19 protein-coding genes and 1 riboswitch are annotated in these 23124 nt (G+C 70.1%); of the genes, 13 read left to right on the top strand and 6 right to left on the bottom strand.

All coding sequences use genetic code 11. The features are described 5' to 3' along the window. Positions 1 to 747: 747 nt before the first annotated feature. Positions 748 to 1269 (bottom strand): YflT domain-containing protein, encoded by a 522-nt coding sequence (locus BJY18_RS14390; protein ID WP_184780465.1) that lies wholly within the window; start codon positions 1267 to 1269, stop codon positions 748 to 750. Positions 1270 to 1481: 212 nt separating this feature from the next. Here BJY18_RS14390 and BJY18_RS14385 point away from each other — a divergent pair, with 212 nt between their 5' ends. The 10 genes from BJY18_RS14385 (at position 1482) to BJY18_RS14340 (ending at position 14171) form a co-directional block, all read left to right on the top strand. Further along, a complete protein-coding gene (locus tag BJY18_RS14385) occupies positions 1482 to 2846 on the top strand; it encodes a glutamine synthetase family protein (protein WP_184780464.1) in 1365 nt (454 codons plus the stop codon). A gap of 10 nt (positions 2847 to 2856) precedes the next feature. After that, the gene (locus BJY18_RS14380; RefSeq protein WP_312873844.1) at positions 2857 to 3549 is read left to right on the top strand and encodes a gamma-glutamyl-gamma-aminobutyrate hydrolase family protein; all 693 of its coding nucleotides are present in this window, start codon (positions 2857 to 2859) and stop codon (positions 3547 to 3549) included. After that, complete coding sequence (locus tag BJY18_RS14375; RefSeq protein WP_184780462.1) at positions 3546 to 4928, top strand: aldehyde dehydrogenase family protein; 1383 nt, start codon at positions 3546 to 3548, stop codon at positions 4926 to 4928. Before BJY18_RS14380 ends, BJY18_RS14375 begins: the two co-directional genes overlap by 4 nt. A 19-nt stretch (positions 4929 to 4947) precedes the next feature. Next, a complete protein-coding gene (locus BJY18_RS14370) occupies positions 4948 to 5715 on the top strand; it encodes a 3-oxoacyl-ACP reductase (RefSeq protein WP_184784617.1) in 768 nt (255 codons plus the stop codon). A gap of 233 nt (positions 5716 to 5948) precedes the next feature. After that, positions 5949 to 6058, top strand: a riboswitch (glycine riboswitch). 43 nt (positions 6059 to 6101) lie between these two features. After that, a complete protein-coding gene (gcvP, locus tag BJY18_RS14365; protein ID WP_184784615.1) occupies positions 6102 to 8933 on the top strand; it encodes an aminomethyl-transferring glycine dehydrogenase in 2832 nt (943 codons plus the stop codon). Positions 8934 to 8978: 45 nt separating this feature from the next. Then, positions 8979 to 10070 (top strand): glycine cleavage system aminomethyltransferase GcvT, encoded by a 1092-nt coding sequence (gene gcvT / locus BJY18_RS14360; RefSeq protein WP_184784616.1) that lies wholly within the window; start codon positions 8979 to 8981, stop codon positions 10068 to 10070. Positions 10071 to 10129: 59 nt separating this feature from the next. Continuing rightward, positions 10130 to 10507: a glycine cleavage system protein GcvH gene (gene gcvH, locus BJY18_RS14355; RefSeq protein WP_184780461.1), complete on the top strand. Its 378-nt coding sequence runs from the start codon at positions 10130 to 10132 to the stop codon at positions 10505 to 10507. Continuing rightward, positions 10507 to 11781 carry a serine hydroxymethyltransferase gene (gene glyA / locus BJY18_RS14350; RefSeq protein ID WP_184780460.1) on the top strand — a complete coding sequence of 425 codons (1275 nt, stop codon included), beginning with the start codon at positions 10507 to 10509 and terminating at the stop codon, positions 11779 to 11781. Before gcvH ends, glyA begins: the two co-directional genes overlap by 1 nt. Beyond that, a complete protein-coding gene (gene lipA / locus BJY18_RS14345; RefSeq protein ID WP_184780459.1) occupies positions 11778 to 12782 on the top strand; it encodes a lipoyl synthase in 1005 nt (334 codons plus the stop codon). The genes glyA and lipA overlap by 4 nt, the downstream gene beginning before the upstream one ends. 15 nt (positions 12783 to 12797) lie before the next feature. Beyond that, the gene (locus BJY18_RS14340; RefSeq protein ID WP_184780458.1) at positions 12798 to 14171 is read left to right on the top strand and encodes an L-serine ammonia-lyase; all 1374 of its coding nucleotides are present in this window, start codon (positions 12798 to 12800) and stop codon (positions 14169 to 14171) included. A 29-nt stretch (positions 14172 to 14200) separates the two neighbouring features. Here the strand turns inward: BJY18_RS14340 and BJY18_RS14335 are convergent, their stop codons facing one another. Further along, complete coding sequence (locus tag BJY18_RS14335) at positions 14201 to 15712, bottom strand: FAD-dependent oxidoreductase (RefSeq protein ID WP_184780457.1); 1512 nt, start codon at positions 15710 to 15712, stop codon at positions 14201 to 14203. Between the two features lie 81 nt (positions 15713 to 15793). Between BJY18_RS14335 and BJY18_RS14330 the strand changes: the two genes are divergently transcribed. The 3 genes from BJY18_RS14330 (at position 15794) to BJY18_RS14320 (ending at position 19091) form a co-directional block, all read left to right on the top strand. After that, on the top strand, positions 15794 to 16396 hold the full coding sequence (locus tag BJY18_RS14330) for a TetR/AcrR family transcriptional regulator (protein WP_184780456.1): 603 nt from the start codon (positions 15794 to 15796) through the stop codon (positions 16394 to 16396). Positions 16397 to 16458: 62 nt separating this feature from the next. After that, entirely contained in the window at positions 16459 to 17178 is a 720-nt protein-coding gene (locus BJY18_RS14325) for a FadR/GntR family transcriptional regulator (RefSeq protein ID WP_184780455.1), read from the top strand. A 53-nt stretch (positions 17179 to 17231) separates the two neighbouring features. Next, on the top strand, positions 17232 to 19091 hold the full coding sequence (locus BJY18_RS14320) for a transglycosylase domain-containing protein (protein ID WP_312873843.1): 1860 nt from the start codon (positions 17232 to 17234) through the stop codon (positions 19089 to 19091). A gap of 111 nt (positions 19092 to 19202) precedes the next feature. Here the strand turns inward: BJY18_RS14320 and BJY18_RS14315 are convergent, their stop codons facing one another. From BJY18_RS14315 to BJY18_RS14300, 4 genes are all read right to left on the bottom strand, one after another. After that, a complete protein-coding gene (locus BJY18_RS14315) occupies positions 19203 to 19859 on the bottom strand; it encodes an O-methyltransferase (protein ID WP_184780453.1) in 657 nt (218 codons plus the stop codon). A 17-nt stretch (positions 19860 to 19876) separates the two neighbouring features. Beyond that, positions 19877 to 20698, bottom strand: coding sequence for an ABC transporter ATP-binding protein (locus tag BJY18_RS14310; protein WP_184780452.1), 822 nt, complete (start codon positions 20696 to 20698; stop codon positions 19877 to 19879). 90 nt (positions 20699 to 20788) lie between these two features. Further along, the gene (locus tag BJY18_RS14305; RefSeq protein ID WP_184780451.1) at positions 20789 to 22750 is read right to left on the bottom strand and encodes an SDR family oxidoreductase; all 1962 of its coding nucleotides are present in this window, start codon (positions 22748 to 22750) and stop codon (positions 20789 to 20791) included. Positions 22751 to 22824: 74 nt separating this feature from the next. Then, the gene (locus tag BJY18_RS14300; protein ID WP_184780450.1) at positions 22825 to 23043 is read right to left on the bottom strand and encodes a hypothetical protein; all 219 of its coding nucleotides are present in this window, start codon (positions 23041 to 23043) and stop codon (positions 22825 to 22827) included. Positions 23044 to 23124: the final 81 nt, after the last annotated feature.

Raw genomic sequence — 23124 nt, 5'->3', positions numbered from 1 at the left:
CCGGTCCGTTGTCCGGTGGCGTCGTCGGTGCAGGGTTCTGGTGTCGTCGTTGAGTGGCGAGAGCCTTGTACGCAGGTCCGGCACCGAAATCCGACACTGTGGTCCGGTGCCGGTGCCGGTGCCGGTGCCGGTGCCGGTCCGTCGTCGGCTGGCGATGTCGGGCACCGTGGTCCGGTGTCGCCGTTTGGTGGCGAGACTCCTGTGCGGAGGTCCGGCATCGGGCTCCGGCACCGTGGCCTGGTATCGGAGTCCGGTCCGTCGTCAGCTGGCGTCGCCGGCATCGGGTTCTGGCGTCGTCGTTGAGTGGCGAGACTCCTGTGCGGAGGTCCGGCATCGGGCTCCGGCACCGTGGCCGGGTGCCGGAGTCCGGTCCGTCGTCGGCTGCGATGTCGGGCACCGAAGTCCGGTGTCGCCGTTGAGTGGCGAGACGCCTGTGCGCAGGTCCGGCATCGAAATCCGGCGAGATCCGGCACCGTGGTCCGGTGCCGGAGTTGGGTCCGTGTCCGGTGGCGTCGTTGGCGCCGGTTTCGGCGTCGTCGTTGAGTGGCGAGAGCCCTGTACGCAGGTCCGGCGCTGAAATCCGGCACCAGAGCCGGCGTTGCCGTTCAGTGGCGAAAGCCCTGCACGCAAGTCCCGCACCAAAACCCGGCACCCACGCCGGAGCCCGGCGCCTCCTCCGGCATCAACGGCCGGCGGAGGCCACCGCCGGGACCGCACCCGGCCGGCCGGCGGCGGAGTGGTGCCGGGTCAGTGTCCGAACGCCGAGCGGGCCGCGAGGTCTGCCAGGAGTTCGCGGCCGCGTTCGGCGTTGCGGGGCTGGGAGAGTACGTCGTAGCGCTGGGCGACCAGCTGGCTCTGCGAGACGAAACCGCGCTTGTTGCGGTTGGCCGCGTAGCCGAGGGCGCCGAACAGCAGGTTGAACGCGATCCCCGCGACCAGGCCGAGCACGATCGGCAGCAGGCCGGCACCCGGGTTGAGCATGCTCAGCACCAACCCGAGGAACAGGCCGAAAACGGCACCGGACATGGCCGCGCTGCCGAGCATCTTGCTCCAGCTCATCCGGCCGGCGATCCGCTCCACGAGCATCGGCTGCACGCCGACGATGGTCACGTCGGTGACCGGAAAGTCGGTGCCGGCGAGGTGGTCGACCGCCCGCTGCGCCTGCTCGTAGGACTCGTAGGACCCGATCGGCCACCCCGTGGGCAGCGTCGGGTACTGCGGCCTCGCCGGCTGCTGGCTGAACCTGGCCTGCGTGAATGCTTCAGTCATCCCTCTCACCTCTCTTGCCCTGTCCAACGTAGAAGACCCCGCATTTGGTCCCGGAACGGGCCGATTCACAGTTTCTTCTCAGCCGGGCATCCCGGACAGAGCGGACGCCGCCAAAAGGACTGGAAGCATACCTTTGGTCGGATTGACCGCGCCGCGGCGGGCAGGTAGGAAGAACGCGCAAAGGATCCCACCCAAACCTTTGGGACGGTGCGATGGCAGGCAGGCGAGGGTTGCTCACGCTGGACGCGCTCCGGGAGCGGGTGGCGGCGGGCACGATCGACACGGTGCTCGTCGCCCTCACCGACATGCAGGGCCGGCTCCAGGGCAAGCGCTGTTCGGCCGAGTACTTCCTGGAAGAGGTCGCCCACCACGCCACCGAGGCGTGCAATTACCTGCTCGCCGTGGACGTGGACATGAACACCGTCGACGGGTACGAGATCTCGTCCTGGGAGCGCGGCTACGGCGACTTCGTACTGCGCCCGGATTTCGACACGCTGCGTGAGATCCCGTGGCACGAGGGCACGGCACTGGTGCTCGCGGACGTCGAACGGGTGCAGGGCGGGTCCGTCGCCGTGTCGCCGCGGCAGATCCTGCGCCGCCAGCTGGACCGGCTCGCCGACCGCGGCCTCGGCGCGTACGTGGGCACCGAGCTGGAGTTCATCGTCTTCGACGACTCGTACGAAACGGCCTGGGACAAGCGCTACCACGGCCTGACCCCGGCCAACCAGTACAACGTCGACTACTCGATGCTCGGCACCGCCCGGCTCGAACCGCTGCTGCGCCGCATCCGCACCGAGATGGCCGGCGCCGGCCTGTACCCCGAATCGGTGAAGGGCGAGTGCAACCCGGGGCAGCAGGAGATCGCTTTTCGCTACGCCGAAGCGCTGGCCACCTGCGACAACCACAGCGTCTACAAGAACGGCGCGAAGGAGATCGCCGCGCAGGAGGGCAAGAGCCTCACGTTCATGGCGAAGTACAACGAGCGCGAGGGCAACTCCTGTCACGTCCACCTCAGCCTGCGTTCCGCCTCCGGCGACCCGGTGCTGGCCGGCGACGGCGAGCACGGTTTCTCGCCGTTGATGGAGCACTTCCTCGCCGGGCAGCTGGCCGCGCTGCGAGAGCTGACCTGCTTCTTCGCGCCGAACATCAACTCCTACAAGCGGTTCGTCCGCGGGAGTTTCGCGCCGACCGCGATCGCCTGGGGCACCGACAACCGCACCTGCGCGCTGCGCGTGGTCGGGCACGGCGAGTCGCTGCGCGTGGAGAACCGGGTGCCCGGTGGGGACGTGAACCCGTACCTCGCGGTCGCCGCGCTCGTCGCTGCCGGTCTGCACGGCATCGAGAACGAGCTGACGCTGGAGCCCGAGTTCTCCGGCAACGCCTACACCTCCGGCAAGCCAGTCGTGCCCACGACGCTCACCGAGGCGGCCGCGGCGCTCGACGAGAGCCGTATCGCGCGTGACGCCTTCGGCGACGAGGTCGTCGACCACTACCTCAACGCCGCGCGGGTCGAGCTGGCGGCCTTCGAGAGCGCGGTGACGGATTGGGAACGGATCCGTGGTTTCGAACGCCTGTGACTCCTCTGACGTGCCGGTCATCGGCCTCACCACGTATGCGGAGCCCGCGAAGTTCGTCGTCTGGGACGCGGAAGCCACGGTGCTGCACCGGGTCTACTCCGAATGTGTCGTGGCCGCGGGCGGCATCCCGGTGCTGCTGCCACCGGTCACCGCGGCGTACGACGAGCTCGTGGCACGGGTCGACGGCCTCGTGCTCACCGGGGGCGCGGACGTCGATCCCGGCCGCTACGGGCAGGAGCCGCACCCGTCCACCGCCAGCCGTCCGGAGCGGGACGTCTTCGAAGCCGGTCTGTTCGCGGCCGCCCGGGCCGCGGGAAAGCCCGTGCTGGGCGTGTGCCGCGGGATGCAGGTGATCAACGTCGCCCTCGGCGGCACGTTGGCCCAGCACCTGCCGGAATCCCTCGGCAGCACGGCACACCAACCGGCTCGGGCGACGTTCGGTACGACCTCGGTCGCGTTGACCCCGGGCAGCCGTGCCGCCGCGATCTTCGGCACCGAGACGAAGGCGCGCTGCTACCACCACCAGGCCGTCGACCGGCTCGGTGTGGGACTGGTCGCCTCCGGCCGTGCCGCGGACGGCACGATCGAAGCAGCCGAGCTGTCCGGTGGATTCGTGCTCGGCGTGCAGTGGCATCCGGAACAGGACACCGACGACGTCCGGTTGTTCGCCGCTCTGGTGAACGCCGCGCGGGAGGGCAGATGACGAACGCAGCCGACACGGCGGGCAGTTTCGACGTACTCAATCCGGCCACCGAGCAGGTGGTCCGCCAGGTTCCGCTCACCAGTGCCGCGGAAACGGACGCGGCGATCGCCCGTGCGCAGGCCGCGTTCCCGGCGTGGCGGGCGGTGGAGCCGGGCGATCGGGCCCGGCTGCTGCGCCGATTCGCCGCCGCCGTGGACGCCGACCGGGAGAACCTGGCGCGGCTGGAGGTGGCGAATTCCGGGCACACGATCGGCAACGCCCGCTGGGAGGCCGGCAACGTCCGCGACGTGCTGGAGTACTACGCCGGCGCGCCGGAACGCCTGCTGGGCCAGCAGATCCCGGTGCCAGGCGGGGTGAACGTCACGTTCCACGAGCCGCTCGGCGTGGTCGGGGTGATCGTGCCGTGGAACTTTCCGATGCCGATCGCCGGCTGGGGGTTCGCACCGGCGCTGGCGGCGGGCAACACGGTGGTGCTCAAACCCGCCGAGCTGACCCCGCTGACCGCGCTGCGGCTGGCCGAGCTGGCCCGCGAGGCGGGCCTCCCGGACGACGTGTTCCAGGTGCTGCCGGGCAAAGGATCGGTGGTGGGGCAACGGTTCGTGACGCATCCGGCGGTGCGCAAGGTCGTGTTCACCGGTTCGACCGAGGTCGGCAAGCAGATCATGGCCGGCTGCGCGGAGCAGGTGAAGCGCGTGACGCTGGAGCTGGGCGGCAAGAACGCGAACGTGGTGTTCGACGACGCCGACCTGGAGCAGGCCGCCGCGACCGCGCCGTACGGGGTGTTCGACAACGCCGGTCAGGACTGCTGCGCGCGGTCGCTGATCCTGGTGCAGGACACCGTGTTCGACCGGTTCATGGAGCTGCTGGAGCCGGCCGTGCGAGGTGTCGTCGTCGGCGACCCGGGTGCGGAGACGAGCGAGATGGGCCCGCTGATTTCCGCGGCGCACCACGCGAAGGTCTCCTCCTACGTCGGTGACGGAACGCCGGTGGCCTTCCGCGGCAGCGCCCCGGACGGGCCGGGCTACTGGTTCGCGCCCACGGTGGTGACGCCGTCCGGGCTGGCCGATCCGCTCGCCCGCGACGAGATCTTCGGCCCGGTCGTCGCGGTCCTGCGCTTCCGCGACGAGGACGAAGCGGTCCGCATGGCCAACCACACCGACTACGGGCTGTCCGGATCGATCTGGACCCGCGACGTCGGCCGTGCGTTCCGGGTGTCGCGCGCGGTGGAAGCCGGGAACCTGTCGGTCAATTCGCACGCCTCGGTCCGCTACTGGACGCCGTTCGGCGGCTTCAAGCAGTCGGGGCTGGGGCGGGAGCTGGGCCCGGACGCCGCCGCGGCGTTCACCGAGACGAAGAACGTTTTCCTGAGCACGTCCTGAACACGGAGGCATGAACCAGATGGTGCAGCGTTTCGAGGACCGCGTCGTGGTCATCACCGGCGGGGCGAGCGGGATCGGCCTCGCCGCCGCCCGTCGGCTGGCAGACGAGGGAGCCAAGGTGGTGATCGCCGACGTCACCCCGGAGCAGGGCAAGGCGGCGGCCGACGAGGTGGGCGGCCGGTTCGTACAGACCGACGTGACCGACGCCGAGCAGGTCGACGCGCTGTTCCAGGCCACTGTCGACGAATTCGGCACGGTCGACGTGGCGTTCAACAACGCGGGCATCTCGCCGCCCGAGGACGATTCCATCCTCACCACCGGCATCGAGGCGTGGGAGAAGGTGCAGCGGGTCAATCTCACCTCGGTGTACCTGTGCTGCAAGGCCGTCCTGCCGCACATGCAGCGCCAGGGCAAGGGTGCGATCGTGAACACGGCGTCGTTCGTCGCGGTGCTGGGCGCGGCGACGTCGCAGATCTCCTACACCGCGTCCAAGGGCGGAGTGCTCGCGATGACGCGTGAGCTGGGCGTCCAGTTCGCGCGGGAGAACATCCGGGTCAACGCGCTGTGCCCGGGCCCGGTGAACACACCGCTGCTTGAGGAGCTGTTCGCGAAGGATCCGGAGCGCGCGGCGCGGCGGCTGGTGCACGTGCCGCTCGGCCGGTTCGCCGAGCCGGAGGAGATCGCCGCCGCGGTGGCCTTCCTCGCCAGCGACGACGCGAGCTTCATCACCGCCTCCCAATTCCTCGTCGACGGCGGCATCTCCGGGGCCTACGTCACCCCGCTGTGAGAGGTGCCCCACCGGGTGTGGCGTGACCCGGTCGAGCTGGACTGGTTCGCGGACCGGCAGGTATGGTGCCACCACAGCAGCGCCCGCGGGCACGCCGCGGGACAACTTCATACGGGCCGTTCGAGCCGGAGCGGGAGAGCCTCAGGTCAGCAGTGCCGTCGAGCAGTGCCGGCGAAGGGGCACCGAAGGAGCAAACTCCCCGGAATCTCTCAGGTACCCACTACCGCTTTCGGCGAGGCCACTCTGGAAAGCAGGCGCACCCGCGCCTCACCCAAGGTGAAAGCCGCATGGCAGAGCGATCTGCGCGGTGAATCTCTCAGGTGCCCATGACAGAGGGGGAGTTCCCAGCGCACCGCCGCGCCCGGTGCCCGTCCCGAGGAGCTCCCATCACCTCCACCCCTTTCGACACCCGTCACATCGGTCCCGGCGAGGCCGAGCGGGCCAAGATGCTCGCTGAATGCGGTTACGGAAGCCTGGACGCGCTCGTCGAGGCCGCGGTGCCCTCGGCCATCCGCACGACGCGTGACCTGGACCTGCCGGCCGCCGCGTCGGAGGAGGAAGCCACCGCTGAGCTGCGTGCGCTCGCCGCGCGCAACCGTCCGATGACGCAGATGATCGGGCTGGGCTACTACGACACCGTCACGCCCGGCGTGGTCCGCCGCAACGTGCTGGAGAACCCGGCCTGGTACACCGCTTACACGCCGTACCAGCCGGAGATCTCGCAGGGCCGGCTCGAGGCGCTGCTCAACTTCCAGACGATGGTCTCCGACCTCACCGGACTGGCCACCGCGAACGCCTCCCTGCTGGACGAGTCCACCGCGGTCGCCGAAGCGATGACGGTGATGCGGCGGACGTCGAAGGCGAAGTCCGACGTGCTCGTGCTGGACGCGGAATGCCTGCCGCAGACGGTCGCGGTGGTGCGTACGCGGGCCGCGGCGCTGGGCATCGAGGTGCAGGTGCGCGACCTGCTCACCGGGCTGCCGGAGGAGTTCTTCGGTGTCGTCGTGCAGTACCCGGGCGCGTCCGGGGTGCTGCGGGGGCGTGGCTTCTACCAGGCGGTGTCCGAGGCGGCGAAGGCCGCGGGCGCGTTGTACACGGTGGCTGCCGACCTGCTGGCGCTCACGCTGGTCGCGGCGCCCGGTGAGTTCGGCGCGGACGTCGCGGTGGGCTCGACGCAGCGCTTCGGTGTGCCGCTCGGGTACGGCGGACCGCACGCCGGGTACATCGCCGTACGGTCCGGTCTGGAGCGTTCGCTGCCCGGCCGGCTCGTCGGGGTGTCGGTGGACGCCGACGGCAACCCGGCGTACCGGCTCGCGCTGCAGACCCGTGAGCAGCACATCCGCCGCGAGAAGGCGACGTCGAACATCTGCACCGCGCAGGTGCTGCCCGCCGTGCTGGCCGCGATGTACGCGGTCTACCACGGTCCGGAGGGCCTCAAGTCCATCGCGGACCGCGTACACGGGCTGGCTGCGGGCTTCGCGGACGCGTTGCGCACGGGTGGGGTCGAGGTCGTGCACGAGGCGTTCTTCGACACTGTCGTGGCGCATGTGCCTGGCCGTGCCGCCGAGGTGCACGCTGCTGCCCGCGAGGCGGGAATCAACCTCGGCCATGTCGACGCCGACCACGTACGCGTCGCCTGTGACGAGGTGACTCGCCCCGAGACGCTGGCGAAGGTGCTTCGTGCGTTTGGTGTGGACAGTGCGGGTGAAGTCTCGAAGGCGCTGCCGAGCGGTCTCGTGCGCGAGAGCGGGTTCATGACGCACGAGGTGTTCAGCACGCACCGCTCGGAGACGTCGATGCTGCGTTACCTGCGCCGGCTCGCCGACCAGGACTTCGCGCTCGACCGCGGGATGATCCCGCTCGGTTCGTGCACGATGAAGCTCAACGCCACCACCGAGATGGAGCCGATCAGCTGGCGCGAGTTCGCCGGGATCCACCCGTTCGCGCCGGCCGGGGACGCCGAGGGGTACCACGAGCTGGTCCGGCAGCTGTCCGGCTGGCTCGCCGAGGTCACCGGCTACGACGAGGTGTCCCTGCAGCCGAACGCGGGCAGCCAGGGTGAGCTGGCCGGGCTGCTGGCCATCCGCGGCTACCACCGGGCCAACGGTCAGCCGGAGCGGGACGTCTGCCTGATCCCGTCGTCCGCGCACGGCACCAACGCCGCCTCCGCGGTGCTCGCCGGGATGCGGGTGGTCGTGGTCAAGTGCACCGCCGAGGGCAATGTGGACCTCGAGGACCTGCAGGCCAAAGTGGACAGCCACCGGGACACGCTGGCCGCGATCATGGTCACCTACCCGTCCACGCACGGGGTGTACGAGCACGGCATCGAACGGCTGGCGAAGATCGTGCACGACGGCGGCGGACAGGTCTACGTGGACGGCGCGAACCTGAACGCGCTGCTCGGACTGGCGAAACCGGGTGAGTTCGGCGGCGACGTCTCGCACCTCAACCTGCACAAGACGTTCTGCATCCCGCATGGCGGTGGCGGCCCGGGAGTCGGCCCGGTCGCGGTGCGCGCGCACCTCGCGCCGCACCTGCCGAACCACCCGCTGCTCGCGCAGGCCGGCCCGGAGACTGGCGTCGGCCCGATCAGCGGTGCGCCCTACGGTTCGGCCTCGATCCTGCCGATTTCCTGGGCGTACGTACGGATGATGGGCGCGTCCGGCCTGACCGCGGCGACCGAGGTCGCGGTGCTGGCGGCCAACTACGTCGCCGCCCGCCTCGCACCGCACTACCCGGTGCTCTACACCGGGCAGGACGGCCTGGTCGCGCACGAGTGCATCCTCGACCTGCGCGGGATCACCAAGGAGACCGGCGTGACCGTCGACGACGTCGCCAAGCGGCTCATCGACTACGGCTTCCACGCGCCGACGATGTCGTTCCCGGTCGCGGGCACGCTGATGGTCGAGCCGACCGAAAGCGAGAACCTGGCCGAGATCGACCGGTTCTGCGAGGCGATGATCGCCATCCGCCACGAGATCGACGAGGTCGCGGCCGGCCGGTGGACCGCGGCCACGAGCCCGCTGCGTGGCGCGCCGCACACCGCGGAGGCGCTGGTCGGCGAGTGGAGCGCGGACTACGACCGCGAGCTGGCCGTGTACCCGGCCGGAGTGTCGCGCCGGACGAAGTACTGGCCGCCGGTGCGCCGGATCGACGGCGCCCGCGGCGACCGCAACCTCGTCTGCTCCTGCCCGCCCCTCGACGCGTACAGCTCGTGAGTGGCCGGCACTTCGGCCGCCACTGACGACTACGAAAGGCAACGTGTGTCGAAAGAGACGTCACTGCACGGGGTTCACCAGGACCTCGGCGCCCTGTTCACCGATTTCGCCGGCTGGTCGATGCCGGTCCGCTACGCCAGCGAGCTGGCCGAGCACAAAGCCGTCCGCGAGGCCGTGGGCCTGTTCGACCTCTCGCACATGGCCGAGATCCACGTCCGCGGTGCGCAGGCCGCCGACGTGCTCGACCACGCGCTGGTCGGCAACCTCTCCGGGCTGAAGCCGGGCCGTGCGCGCTACACGATGATCTGCGACGCCGAGGGTGGCGTGCTCGATGATCTGGTCGTCTACCGACTGGCCGACGAGGAGTACCTGGTCGTGGCCAACGCCGGGAACGCCGACGTGGTCGCCGAGGCGCTCGCCGAGCGTGTGCGGGGCTTCGACGCCGTGGTGGACAACCGCTCCGAGGCGACCGCGCTGATCGCGGTGCAGGGGCCGAAGGCGGCCGACGTGCTGGCCGCGGTGACCGATGCGGATCTGGCCGCGTTGAAGTACTACGCGAGCGTGCCCGCGGTGGTGAAGGGGCACGAGGTGCTGCTGGCCCGCACCGGTTACACCGGCGAGGACGGCTTCGAGCTGTTCGTCGCCGCGGCGGAAGCGCCGGCGCTGTGGGGGATCCTGACCGAGGCCGGCGAGCCGCACGGACTGATCCCTTGTGGACTGGCCTGTCGTGACACGCTCCGGCTCGAGGCCGGAATGCCGTTGTACGGCAACGAGCTCAGCCGGGCGTTGAATCCGTTCGCGGCCGGCCTCGGTCGCGTGGTCAAGTTCGAGAAGCCCGGCGACTTCGTGGGCCGGGCCGCGCTGGAAGAGCTGGCGAAGGCCGAGGTGCCCCGGGTACGGGTCGGCCTGCGCGGCGCCGGGCGCCGGGCGCCGCGCCGCGGTTACCGGCTGCTGTCCGAAGAAGCCGAAGTCGGCGAGGTCACCAGCGGAGCGCTGTCGCCGACGCTCGGGTACCCGATCGCGATGGCGTACGTCGATCGGGCGTACGCCGAGCCCGGCACCCGGCTGTCGGTCGACATCCGGGGCAAGATCGAACCGGTCGAGGTCGTCGGCCTGCCCTTCTACTCCCGGGCCTGAAAGCCCGGCGGCCGGCGCTGCGGACAGGAGCGGCCGGCCGTACCGAAAGGATCCCCGCAATGAGCGTTCCGGAAAACCTCTCCTACACCAAGGAACACGAGTGGCTGTCGGTCGCCGACGGCGTGGCGACGGTGGGCATCACCGCGTTCGCCGCCGAATCGCTCGGCGACATCGTGTTCGTGCAGCTGCCCGCGGCCGGTGACCAGGTCACCGCGGGCGAGGTGTTCGGCGAGGTCGAGTCGACCAAGTCGGTCAGTGAGCTGTACTCGCCGGTCAGCGGCGAGGTGGTCGAGGCGAACGAGACCACGAGGGACAGTCCCGAGATCGTCAACTCCGATCCCTACACCGAAGGCTGGCTGGTGAAGGTCCGGCTGACCGGCGACGTGCCGGAGCTGCTCGACGCCACCGCCTACGCCGCGTTCACCCAGGAGGGCTGATGACCACCTTCGACGCTCCCTTGTCCGAAGTGGACCCGGAGGTCGCCGCCGCGGTCGCCGCGGAGCTGGACCGCCAGCAGTCCACGCTGGAGATGATCGCCTCGGAGAACTTCGCGCCGGCCGGCGTGCTCGAGGCGCAGGGCTCCGTGCTGACCAACAAGTACGCCGAGGGCTATCCGGGACGGCGCTACTACGGCGGCTGTGAGCACGTCGACGTGGTCGAGCAGCTCGCGATCGACCGGGCGAAGGCGCTGTTCGGCGCGGAGCACGCCAACGTGCAGCCGCATTCGGGGGCGCAGGCCAATGCGGCGGCGATGGTGGCCGTGCTCAAGCCGGGGGACACCATTCTCGGCCTCGATCTCGCGCACGGCGGGCACCTCACGCACGGAATGAAGATCAACTTCTCCGGCAAGCTCTACAACGTCGTCGCCTATCACGTCGACAAGGAGACCGGCATCGTCGATCTCGGCGAGATCGAACGGCTGGCCGTGGAGCACCGGCCGAAGCTGATCGTGGCCGGCTGGTCGGCCTATCCGCGGCAGCTCGACTTCGCCGAGTTCCGGCGGATCGCCGATCTGGTCGACGCGAAACTGATGGTGGACATGGCGCATTTCGCCGGCCTCGTGGCGACCGGGCTGCACCCGTCGCCGGTGCCCTACGCCGACATCGTCACCACGACCACGCACAAGACGCTCGGCGGTCCGCGGGGCGGTCTGATCCTGTGCCGCGAGGAGCTGGCGAAGAAGATCAACTCGGCGGTGTTCCCCGGCCAGCAGGGCGGGCCGCTGGAGCACGTCATCGCGGCCAAGGCGGTGGCGCTGAAGATCGCCGCGAGTGCCGGGTTCCGCGAACGCCAGGAGCGCACGCTGGCCGGTTCGCGCATCCTGGCCGACCGGCTTTCCCGCACCGACTGCGCGGAGGCGGGCGTGCGGGTGCTCACCGGCGGCACGGACGTGCACCTGGTGCTCGTCGACCTCGTCCAGTCCGCTTTGGACGGTCAGCAGGCGGAGGACCGGCTGCACTCGGTCGGCATCACGGTCAACCGCAACGCGGTGCCGTTCGATCCGCGGCCGCCGATGGTCACCTCGGGTCTGCGCATCGGTACGCCGGCGCTGGCCACGCGCGGTTTCGGCGACGATGACTTCACTGAGGTCGCGGACGTGATCGCCCAGGCGCTGAAACCGGACTTCGACGATTCGGTGCGGCAGGCGCTGCGGCACCGGGTCGAGCTGCTGGCCAAGAAGCACCCGCTGTACGCGGAGCTGGCCCGATGAGCGCCCAGCCGGAGGGGCGGAAGTTGTTGCGGCTTGAGGTGCGTAACAGTGAGACGCCGATTGAGAAGAAGCCGTCGTGGATTCGGACTCGGGTGCGGATGGGTCCGGAGTTCACGGAGTTGAAGGGCTTGGTGCGTCGGGAGGGTCTTCACACGGTGTGTGAGGAGGCGGGGTGTCCCAATATTTATGAGTGTTGGGAGGACCGTGAGGCCACGTTCCTGATTGGTGGGGATCAGTGCACGCGGCGGTGTGATTTCTGTCAGATTGATACGGGTAGGCCGGCGGCGTTGGATCGGGCGGAGCCGCGGAAGGTGGCGGAGTCGGTGCAGGCGATGGGCCTGCGGTATTCGACGGTGACGGGTGTGGCGCGGGATGATCTGGATGATGGTGGGGCGTGGTTGTATGCGGAGACGGTGCGTGAGATTCATGCGTTGAATCCGGGTACGGGTGTGGAGTTGCTGATTCCGGATTTCAATGCTGATCCCGGTCAGTTGGGTGAGGTGTTCGGGTCGCGTCCGGAGGTGTTGGCGCACAATGTGGAGACGGTGCCGCGGATTTTCAAGCGGATCCGTCCGGGGTTTCGGTATGCCCGGTCGTTGGAGGTGTTGACGCGGGCGCGTGCGGCGGGGTTGGTGACGAAGTCGAATCTGATCCTGGGGATGGGTGAGACGCCGGATGAGGTGCGGGTCGCGTTGCGGGAGTTGTTCGATGCGGGGTGTGAGATCATCACGATCACGCAGTATCTGCGTCCGTCGCCGCGGCATCATCCGGTGGATCGGTGGGTGAAGCCGGAGGAGTTCGTCGAGCATTCGCGGTTTGCCGAGTCTCTGGGTTTCCCGGGGGTGATGGCGGGTCCGTTGGTGCGGTCGTCGTATCGGGCGGGCCGGTTGTATGCCCAGACCAAGGCCCACCGCGGGGAGGACCTGCCGGAGAACCTGGCCCACCTCGCCCAGCAGGGACCAGCCGCACAGGAAGCCAGCTCACTGCTGGCCAGACACTAGAGAAGGGGCGGATCAATGGCGATCAGCGTCTTCGACTTGTTCTCCATCGGCATCGGCCCGTCGAGTTCGCACACCGTCGGGCCGATGCGGGCCGCGGCGACCTTTGTGGACGGTCTCGCCGGCGACGGAGCGCTGGACAGGGTGACGCGGGTGCAGGCCGAGCTGTTCGGCTCGCTCGGCGCGACCGGTTTCGGGCACGGCAGTGACAAAGCGGTGCTGCTGGGGCTGTCCGGCGAGCGTCCGGAGGAGATCGACACGGACACCGTGCCGGAGAAGGTCGCCGCGATCCGGGAGTCCGGGCGGTTGCTCGTGGGCGGCAGGCACGAGGTCGCCTTCACCGAGGATCCCGACCTCACCATGCACCGGCGGAAATCCCTGCCCGCGCATCCCAACGGAATGGTCTTCCGCGCCTTCGCCGAGGACGGCGTGCTCCTGCGTGAGCGCACCTACTATTCGGTCGGCGGCGGTTTCGTGCGCGACGAATCGTATGAGACCGACACCGTGTTCGTGGAAGACTCGACGCCGGTGCCGTATCCGTTCCGCACCGGCTCGGACCTGTTGCGGCACTGCGCGGAAACCGGCCTGCCGGTCAGCGAGATCATGCTGCGCAACGAACTGTCGTGGCGCAGCAGGGAGGAGATCCGGGACGGCCTGCTGGAGATCTGGCAGGTGATGGCCGAATGCGTGCGCAACGGCTGCACCCACGAGGGCGTGCTGCCCGGCGGCCTCCGGGTGCCGCGGCGGGCGAAGGCCTTGCAGGACAAGCTCCTCGCCGAGGACGGCGCGGGCGATGCGTTGTACGCCATGGACTGGGTGAGCCTGTACGCGCTGGCGGTGAACGAGGAGAACGCCGCGGGTGGGCGCGTGGTCACCGCCCCGACCAACGGCGCGGCCGGGATCATCCCCGCGGTCCTGCACTACTACCAGCGGTTCATCACCGGCTCGTCCGACGACGGCATCGTCACGTTCCTGCTCACCGCGGGCGCGATCGGCTCGATCCTGAAGCAGACCGGTTCGATCTCCGGCGCCGAGGTCGGCTGCCAGGGCGAGGTGGGCTCGGCCTCGGCGATGGCCGCGGCGGGCCTGACCGAGATACTGGGCGGCTCGCCCGCGCAGGTGGAGAACGCGGCCGAGATCGGCGTGGAACACCACCTGGGCCTGACCTGCGATCCGGTTGGCGGGCTGGTGCAGATCCCGTGCATCGAACGCAACGCGGTCGGCGCTTCGAAGGCCATCCACGCCGCCCGCATGGCGATGCGTGGCGACGGCAGCCACGTCGTGACCCTGGACAAGGCGATCAAGACCATGCGCGAAACCGGCGCGGACATGTCGGTCAAGTACAAGGAAACCGCCCGCGGCGGGCTGGCGGTGAACGTCATCGAGTGCTGAGGCCTTCGTACGGCGGCACTGCCTCGGCCTCAGGTGGAGCTGCCGATCGCGGCCAGGTAGTCCGATACGGCGGCAGCGTCGCCGGCGTCGGAGATCAGCGCGAGGTACCCGTCGGGCCGGATCAGTACGAGGGTCTGGCCGGAGGCCTGATAAGCCGCGGCGAGCAGGCCTTCGGTGTCGGCGACGTCGCTGGGTTCGGCCGGTTCTTCGACGACGTGGAAGATCCGGAGGCCGGGTGCCTGCGGCAGGTCCGCAGTGGTCCCGAAATCCAGCAGGGTGAAGTGTTCGCCTCGCATCAGGTCGAACAGGCGGCGTTTGCCGTCCACTGTGCACAGACCGGTCGCGTCGGGAGCGCGGTCGCCGGCGCGAAGCCGGGCGATTTCGTCACGATCGTCACGGGCCAGCGGCGAGCCGCGGTAGCCGACGGTGAGCTGCCTGGTGTCGGCGTCGCCGCCGGCAGGCAGGCTCTTGTTTTCGAGTGTCTGCTCGAGACGGGAGTTCGACAGTGTGAGCACACCGGCGGCGACCGGCTGCCGTTCGGTTTCGTAGCTGTCCAGCAGGGCCGGTGGGGCCCCGTTCGCGACGGCGGCGATTTTCCAGCCGAGGTTGTACGCGTCCTGGATGCCGGTGTTCATCCCCTGGCCGCCGGCCGGTGAGTGGATGTGCGCCGCATCGCCGGCGAGGAACACGCGACCCGCGCGGAAGCGGTCGGCGAGGCGGATGTTGGCGCGCCACAACGACGACCACTCCGGCTCGTGGAGGCGGATGTCGGTGCGTCCGCTGCGCCGGTCGAAGATCCGCTGCAGGTTCGCGAGGCTGAGTTCGCCGTCCTGTCCCGGCGCGATGGTCGCCTGATACTGGAACACACCGGTCGAGGGCAGCGGGCAGAGACTGGCGAAGCCTTCCTCGTGCCACCACGTGTGCCAGGCTTCGCGGCCGAGACCGTCGACCTCGACATCGGCCACGATCATCCGCATCTCGTCGCGGGTTTCGCCAGGGAACGCGATTCCCGCCCGCTTGCGGACGGCACTGTGCCCGCCGTCGCAGCCGACGAGCCAGCGCGCAGTGACCGTTTCCGCCACGCCGTCCCGGACCACCGTTGCGGACACGGCCTCGCTCGACTGCTCGAAGCTGCCAAGTGCAGTGCCGAACTCCACCGTGCCGCCGAGCTCCGCCAGCCGCAGCCGGAGCGCCTCCTCGACTCGCCATTCGGGGGTGATCAGGCTTGCCGGATAAGGGACGTCGGAGCGGGCTTCTGCGGTGCCGGCGCCGCCGGAGACGATCCGGCCGTCCGGCGCTGTGGAGCACATCGGCATCGCCATCCGGCCGTGAGCGAGCACGCGATCGACGATGCCGAGGTCATCGAACACTTCGAGGGTGCGCGGCTGGATGCCCTTGCCGCGCGAGCCGGCCTGCGGGCCGGGGGCCGACTCGAGGAGCCGGAACGGAACATCGCGGCGTGCGAGTTCGCAGGCCAGCATCAGTCCCGACGGTCCGGCTCCGGCGATCAGCACCTGCGACGGCGGCTTCGGTCCCAGCATGGCATCCCCTAAGAAAGTGATTTCTTTCTAGCGAGCATAGGTCCGCTTGGCAAGAAAGGCAAAGCTTTCTATGGTGAGCTCGTGGTCGCCGAAGAACCCGTGCGCCGTCGCCGGCACGGCAAGGAACTCGAGTCCGCGATCCTCGCCGCCGGATGGGAGGAGCTGGTCGAGACGGGGTACGCGCGCCTGACCATGGGGTCGGTCGCCGTCCGTGCCCGGACCAGCGAGGCCGTGCTCTACCGGCGCTGGGCCAACAAAGACGCGTTGGTGCTCGCCGCGGTCGAGCACCACCGTGCCGCCAATCCGATCGCCGACGCGGACACCGGCGCGCTGCGCGGCGATCTGCTCGCCTCCCTGACCGCCGTGGGTGAAGCCCTTGCCGGGTTCTTCGCGATCGCCGCGGCCGCCGCGTTCTCCGGCTTGCTGTACGACACCGGTCTGACCCCCACGCAGGTGCGGGACCGGATGCTCACCACCGAAGGGGTCCGCGCGCTCTACCACCGTGCCCACGACCGTGGCGAAATCGACCTGGCGAAGTTGCCCTCCGCGCTGCTCGATCTGCCGTTCGACCTGCTGCGCCACGATCTGCTCATGAACCTCGAACCGCCGGCACCCGCCCGTGTCCGGTCGATCGTCGACGAGCTCTTCCTTCCGCTGGTGCGCAGCTACCAGGCGGACCGCTGACCAGGGTGGCCGGCTCGCGCGCCCGGGCGGTGGCAGTACCCGGGAAGCCTAGACTCGAGCCCGTGGAAAGCTCGGTGGTGAGTGCGAACGAGGCGCTGTTCCGGCCCGTGCGCGCCGGGAACGCCTTCGAGGAGACGGTCGAGCGGTTGCTGCAGGCTGTCCGGCTCGGAGTGGTCGGTGCGGGGGAGCGGCTGCCGTCCGAGCGGGAGCTGGCCGAGCGGCTCGGGGTGAGCCGGGTGACGTTGCGGGAGGCGATCCGGGCGCTGGCCGACGCGGGGTACGTGGTGTCGCGGCGGGGGCGCTACGGCGGGACCTTCGTCAGCGACGTGCTGCCCGATCCGGCCGAGCGGGTCACCGGCGAGATCGACGGCACCGAGCTGGAGGACGCGCTGTGCCTGCGGTACGTGCTGGAGAACGGGGCTGCCGAGGCGGCTGCCGCCCGCACGCTGAGCCCCGCCGACCGGCAGCACCTCACCGGGACGCTGGCCGAGGCCGAGGCGGCCGGGCTCGCCGACTACCGGCGCCGCGACTCGCGGCTGCACCTGGCGATCGCCGAGGTCACCGCGTCCGGCTCGCTCACCACGGCCGTGGCCGACGCACGGACCCGGGTCAACCAGCTGCTCGACCGGATCCCGCTGCTCGAGCCCAACCTGGGGCATTCGAACGTGCAGCACCAGGCGATCGTCGACGCGATACTGGCCGGCGATCCGGCGGCCGCGCGGCAGGCGATGGCCGAGCACGTCGAGGGCACCGCTTCACTGCTGCGTGCCTTCCTCGCGTGAATTGATCACCGGATCCGCTGAACCTTTTCCTCCGGTCGCTCGTCATGGCCGGGGTGGAGAGCTCGACTGACGAGGAATCGGCCGTTGAAGACCGCCGAATCGAACGCCGCCGGCGGTGGCGGCGGGTCCGGCGGGTCGCCTACTGCGTGGGCGGCGCCGCCGTCGGCCTGCCGCTGATCGCGTTCTGGATCGCCTACTTGCTGCTCGACGTCCGTAGTCCGCAGGCGGTGCTGGACTCGCTGAGCAAGACCGTGCCCCTGCGCTACGCCGACGGCGGCGAGCTGCTGCGTGTCGTGCCCGAGGACGGTGACCGGCGGTTCGTACCGTATGACAAGGTGCCGGAGAAGCTGCGTGCCGCGATCGTGGCCACCGAGGACCCGACGTTCTGGGACAACGCCGGCTTCGACCCCACCGGGATCGGCCGGGCGCTGCTCACCGGCGTCGGCGGCGGGTCGGGGATCACCCAGCAGTACATCAAGAAGTCCACCGGCGACGAGGATGCGACGCTGGGCCGCAAGCTGCAGGAGCTGGTGCTCGCCACGAAGATCACCCAGCAGCAGAGCAAGGAACGGATCTTCGAGAGCTACGTCAACATCATCTCCTTCGGCCGCGGCACGTTCGGGCCCGCGGCGGGAATGAACGCCTTCTTCGGCCGCCCGCTCGACGACACCATGACCTGGAGCGAAGCCGCCTTCCTGGCCGGGATGATCCAGTCGCCTTCGGTGCACGACCCGGCCGTCTCCGGCGACGCGCACTCCGCCAAACGCTGGGCCTACGTGCGGGACAAGCTGGTCGAACGCGGGTACGTGCACGGCGCCGAGGCGGCCGCGATGACCTATCCCGGCGCGGACATCCGCCCGCCCGGTCAGACGCGTGAGCGGCTGGGCTACGACGAGTACCACGTGAAGCAGCAGGTGCTGGCCGAACTGGAGCGGGACGGCTTCCCGCTTTCCCGCCTGCAGCAAGGAAACCTGATCGTGCAGACGACGCTGGACCGGGGCGCGCAGGCCGCCGCGCGCTCGACGCTGCACGACCGGCTGCGCGGCGAACCGAAGGAATTCCGCGGTGGGCTGGTGTCCGTGGACCCGGTGAACGGCGCTGTGCGGGCATACGACGGCGGCGACAACGGTGTGCGCGACTACGCGGGCACTGCGCATCCGCTCGGTTCGGCCTTCTACCCGTTCACACTGGCAGGCGCGCTGCGCACGGGTACTTCGCCGGACGAGCGGGTACCGTCGCCGGAGAAGATCAACTTCCTCGGCGAGGATTTCGCTTACCCGCCAGGGTGCCCGCAGTCGTGCACCCTGCGCACCGCGATGTCTTCGGGCGCGGACACCCCGTACATCGCGCTGGCCAAGCGGCTCGGTCCGGACGCGGTGAGCGCCGCGGCCCGGGACGCCGGGATCCCGGCAACCATGGACGGCACGCCGACCCTGCGGGAGAAGGACGGCTATCTGATCGGCTCCGGCATCGCCGTGGGCCGTTACCCGTTGCGGCCGCTGGACGTGGCCGGTGCGTACGCGACGTTCGCGGCCGGCGGTATGCGGACGACGCCGCATCTGGTGGACAAAATCCTCGACCAGGACGGCGATGTGGTGTGGCAGCACGAGGACAGCCGCACGCCGGCGTTCTCGCCGGACGAGGGCACCAGCCGTCGGATCGCCGATCAGGTGACTGCGACCTTGCCGGCCACCCTGCCCGGTGGCCGCGCCGCGGCGTTGCGTACGGGCGAATTCCAGCACGGCAGTTCCGAGGACACGCAGGACGCCTGGGCGGTCGGCTACACCCGCCGACTCGCGACCGCGGTGTGGATCGGCTCGGACGACGAGCGGCGGCTGTTCGAGGCCGATGGCAGAAGACTGGCCGGCAGCGACGTGCCCGCCGACATCTGGCGGGCGTTCATGAGCCGGTGACCGGGTCCGGCGGGCCGGCGGGCCGGGCTTGGCGAACTGGGCTTGGCAGGACGCTGGGCGGGCGCGGGTTCAGCGGACCAGGTCGGCGGACCCGGTTCAGCTGGACCGGGCTCAGCGGACGCGGGCGAGCAGGAAGCCGTCGTACCCCTTGTCGCCGACGGTCTGGATGGCCGTCGCGTCGAAGCGGGCGTCGCCTCGTAGGAGGTCGAACATCCGTCGCACGCCGCGTACCGACGGATCGGGGTCGGCGGCATCGGCCACCGCGCCGTTGCGGACCACGTTGTCCAGCACGATCGTGGTGCCCGGCCGGGACAGCCGGAACACTGCTTCGACGTACCCCGCGAGATTGGTCTTGTCCGCGTCGACGAACACGAAGTCGAACGGTCCGGTGAGCTTCGGCAGCGTGTCGAGCGCGGCACCGACGTGGATCTCCGCCACGTCCGGCCCGAAGCCGGCGCGGTCGAGGTTCGCGCGCGCGACCTCGGCGTGCTTCGGCTCGTATTCGCAGGTGACCAGCCGGCCGCCGGAGGGCAGGGCGCGCGCCAGCCAGATCGTGCTGTATCCGCCCAGCGTGCCGATCTCCAGGATCGACCGCGCGCCCGCGGTGACCGCCAGCAGGTTCAGCAGCTTGCCCTGACTCGGCGACACGGCGATCGGGGGCAGGCCGGCCGCGGCCGAATCGGCGAGTGCCGCGTCCAGCACCGGATCGGCGGCCAGCAACGCTTCGTCCACATAGTGCTCGACCTGGGTCCACCGTTCGAGGGTCATGGCACGAACCTAGCGGTTCACGCCGCCCGGCGGCGCGGGATGACCAGCGGTGTCCCGGTTTCCGGGCACTCCATCACGCGGCACGGCAGTTCGAAGATCCGTTCCACGTTCTCCTCGGTGACCACCTCGGCGGGAGTTCCGGTGGCGAGGACCTCCCCGTCGCGCATGGCGATCATGTGCGTGGCGTAGCGGGCCGCATGGTTGAGGTCGTGCAGGACCGCCACAAGCGTGCGGCCCTGGTCCACGTGCAGGTTCGCGCACAGGTCCAGCACGTCCATCTGGTGCGCGATGTCCAGGTAGGTGGTCGGCTCGTCGAGCAGCAGCAGGTCGGTCTGCTGGGCCAGTGCCATCGCCATCCACACGCGCTGGCGCTGTCCGCCGGACAGCTCGTCGACGAGGCGTTCGGCGAGGTCCTCGACCCCGGTCGCGCGCATGGACTCGGCGACCACCGAGGCGTCGTCGCGAGACCACTGGCGCAGCAGCTTCTGGTGCGGGTACCGGCCGCGGGCCACGAGGTCGGCCACGGTGATGCCGTCCGGGGCGACCGAGCTCTGCGGGAGCAGGCCGAGCCTGCGGGCGACCTCCTTCGCGCCGTAGCTGGAGATCACCTCGCCGTCGAGGTACACCGAGCCCTTGCGCGGCTTGAGCATCCGCGACAACGCGCGCAGCAGCGTGGTCTTGCCGCAGGCGTTGGGGCCGACGATGACCGTGAACGACTTGTCCGGGATCACCACGCCGAGCGATTCGGCGACGGTGCGCCCGTCGTAGGCCAGGGTCAGTTCTTCGGCGTGCAGCCGCGGCTCGGTGCGGGCCGGCGCTTCCTCGATCGTCTGTGCCACAGAGGTAAGGCTAACCTAGTGACCTGCGTCCGCGGGAGTTCCGTCCGTCGCATTCGCAGTCCGTGACCGGACGGTGTCCCCGTGCGTCGGCTATCCGCGGCGCCGCCACAGGAGCCGGGTCAGCGTGGCCGCGACCGCGGCCGGTGCGGGCTGGCGTGGCCGGTTCCGTGCTTCCGGCGCGGACTCCGGCATCACCCGGTAAGCCAGGTGCGCGACGAACCGGGTCAGGTCGGGGACGGCGAGGGCGGCCAGTTCGGCGGCGCGGCCCTCGGGCAGGGTGAGGATCTGCGGCCGCTGTTCGATGGCCTTGACGACCAGCGCGGCGGCTCGTTCCGGGGAGCTCGCGGGCAGGCCGCGGTACGAGCCGGTGGGCGCGATCATCGCGGTGCGCACCAGCGGCATCCGCACCGAGCTGAAGGTGACGCCGTCCGACAGGGTTTCCCTTCCCGCGGTCAGGCCGAACTCCTCCAGCGCCGCTTTCGAAGCGAGGTAGGCAGAGAACCGGGGCGTGTCGGTCTGCAGGCCCATCGTCGTCACGTTCACGACGTGGCCGGAGCGGCGTTCGGTCATCGACGGCAGCAGGCCGAGGATCAGCCGGACCGGGCCGAAGTAGTTGATGGCCATGGTGCGCTCGTAGTCGTGGAAACGTTCGGTGGCCAGCTGCACGGAACGGCGGATCGACCGACCTGCGTTGTTCACGAGTACGTCGACCGCACCGTGGTCGGCGAGGACGGCTTTCACGAGCGCGTCGACGGAATCGCCGTCGGTCAGATCGCACGGGTACGCCGCGGCTTCACCGCCGCCCGCGGTGATCTCCGCGCGCAGCTCTTCGAGCTCTTCAGCGCGCCGCGCGACCAAGACCACCTTCGCGCCGCGACGCGCCACTTTGAGCGCTGTCGCCCGTCCGATGCCGGACGACGCACCCGTCACGAGGACGACGCGCCCAGCCAGTCCCGAACGGCGCGCGCGGTCCGGGTCGAGATGTTCGCGCCAGTACCGATACAGCGGCTCCGCGTAGTCGCGAAGCTCGGGCAACTCGACACCGCTGCCGTACAGCTCCGAAGTCGTTCGCGCGGTGTCGAACTCCACCGCCATGCTGAGGTGCGGCAACACTTCGAGTGGAACTCCCAGCTCGTTCAGCACAGCCGCGCGCGTCGCACGCCCTGCAGGCAGGCGGTCGACGCCGGCTGCGAGGCGAGACGCTGTCGCGCGAAGCAGCTTCGTCGGCACTGTCGTCCGTACGCGCGGTCCGCCGGCGACGCGCGCGAAGGCGTTGTACACCTCGTGCAGCTTCTGCGGGCGCGGCGACGCGAGGTGGTACGTACTGCCGGAAGGCGCTTCGCGGTGCATCAGGTAGTCCATCGCGGTGACGACGTAGTCGACCGGGACGAGGTTGGTGGCGCCGAGGTCCGGGGCGGCCAGCGGCAGCCGTCCCGGCAGCGCGGCGAGCCGGGAAATGGCCGGCAGGAAGTAGTAGGGACCGTCGATCTTGTCCATCTCGCCGCTGCGCGAATCGCCGACCACGGCCGAGGGGCGATACACCCGGTACGGCACCTCCCGCTGGTCCCGTACCCGCTTCTCGGCCTCGAACTTCGTGGCATGGTAAGGGGATTCGAAGCTCTGCCCGAGGTCGAAGTCGGATTCGGTGAACCGGCCGGCGTGGGTGCCCGCCACGGCGATCGACGAGACGTGGTGCAGCAGCCGCGCCCCGGCGGCCGCGGCGAAGGCCAGCACGTTGCCGGTGCCCTCGACGTTCGCGGCGCGGTTGGTTTCCTCGTCCGCGGTGAGGTCGTAGACGGCGCCGAGGTGCACCACGTGGTCCAGCCCGGCGAAGGTGGCCGGGTCGAGGCCGAGCAGCGGTTCGGTGAGATCACCGACGGCGGGGACCAGGCGGTCGCGCTCCGGCCACTCGCGGGCGAGCGCGTCCAGCCGCTCGCGCGAGGTGTTGCGGACGAGGACGTGCACGGCGGTGGTGTCCCGCCGCGCCAGCAGCCGGGCGACCAGGCGCTTCCCGAGGAAGCCCGTCGCGCCCGTCACGAAATAGGTGGTCATGGCCGGCACCTTCTGCTCGGGGTCTGCACCGATCGGCACCGACTCTACCTACTCGCAAGTAGGAACGGTAGTTGTCACTCGGTTCCGGTGCGTCGCGCCGGCGCGGCCGTCGCCACCACGGCATCCCGCAGCGCCGCCCGCAGCCGTCCGACCTCCAGCGGGCCGAGCACGGCCGCCTCGCCGGGCGGCGCGACGATCACGATCTTGTCGTCACTGCTCACGAACACCGTCAGGTCCCTGCGCCTGCCCGCCAGATCCCGGCAGCCCACCGACCATTCGTCCCGCCCTGTCACGCTTCGCCCTCCGATCCACACTTCTTCCGCGTGCTCTTCGTGCCGCGGTGGGACCGGGGCCGCGGCGGGCTCTTACGCCGG

It is taken from the genome of Amycolatopsis jiangsuensis (assembly GCF_014204865.1).
Lineage (GTDB): Bacteria > Actinomycetota > Actinomycetes > Mycobacteriales > Pseudonocardiaceae > Amycolatopsis > Amycolatopsis jiangsuensis.
The sequence above is the reverse complement of the archived record's forward strand: the minus strand, read 5'-3'. Positions and strand labels throughout refer to the sequence as shown.

Coding starts and splice junctions, on each gene's coding strand:
- BJY18_RS14390 (WP_184780465.1), bottom strand. CDS start 1,269: ATGACTGAAGCATTCACGCAGGCCAGGTTCAGCCAGCAGCCGGCGAGG.
- BJY18_RS14385 (WP_184780464.1), top strand. CDS start 1,482: ATGGCAGGCAGGCGAGGGTTGCTCACGCTGGACGCGCTCCGGGAGCGG.
- BJY18_RS14375 (WP_184780462.1), top strand. CDS start 3,546: ATGACGAACGCAGCCGACACGGCGGGCAGTTTCGACGTACTCAATCCG.
- BJY18_RS14370 (WP_184784617.1), top strand. CDS start 4,948: ATGGTGCAGCGTTTCGAGGACCGCGTCGTGGTCATCACCGGCGGGGCG.
- gcvH (WP_184780461.1), top strand. CDS start 10,130: ATGAGCGTTCCGGAAAACCTCTCCTACACCAAGGAACACGAGTGGCTG.
- glyA (WP_184780460.1), top strand. CDS start 10,507: ATGACCACCTTCGACGCTCCCTTGTCCGAAGTGGACCCGGAGGTCGCC.
- lipA (WP_184780459.1), top strand. CDS start 11,778: ATGAGCGCCCAGCCGGAGGGGCGGAAGTTGTTGCGGCTTGAGGTGCGT.
- BJY18_RS14340 (WP_184780458.1), top strand. CDS start 12,798: ATGGCGATCAGCGTCTTCGACTTGTTCTCCATCGGCATCGGCCCGTCG.
- BJY18_RS14335 (WP_184780457.1), bottom strand. CDS start 15,712: ATGCTGGGACCGAAGCCGCCGTCGCAGGTGCTGATCGCCGGAGCCGGA.
- BJY18_RS14315 (WP_184780453.1), bottom strand. CDS start 19,859: ATGACCCTCGAACGGTGGACCCAGGTCGAGCACTATGTGGACGAAGCG.
- BJY18_RS14305 (WP_184780451.1), bottom strand. CDS start 22,750: ATGACCACCTATTTCGTGACGGGCGCGACGGGCTTCCTCGGGAAGCGC.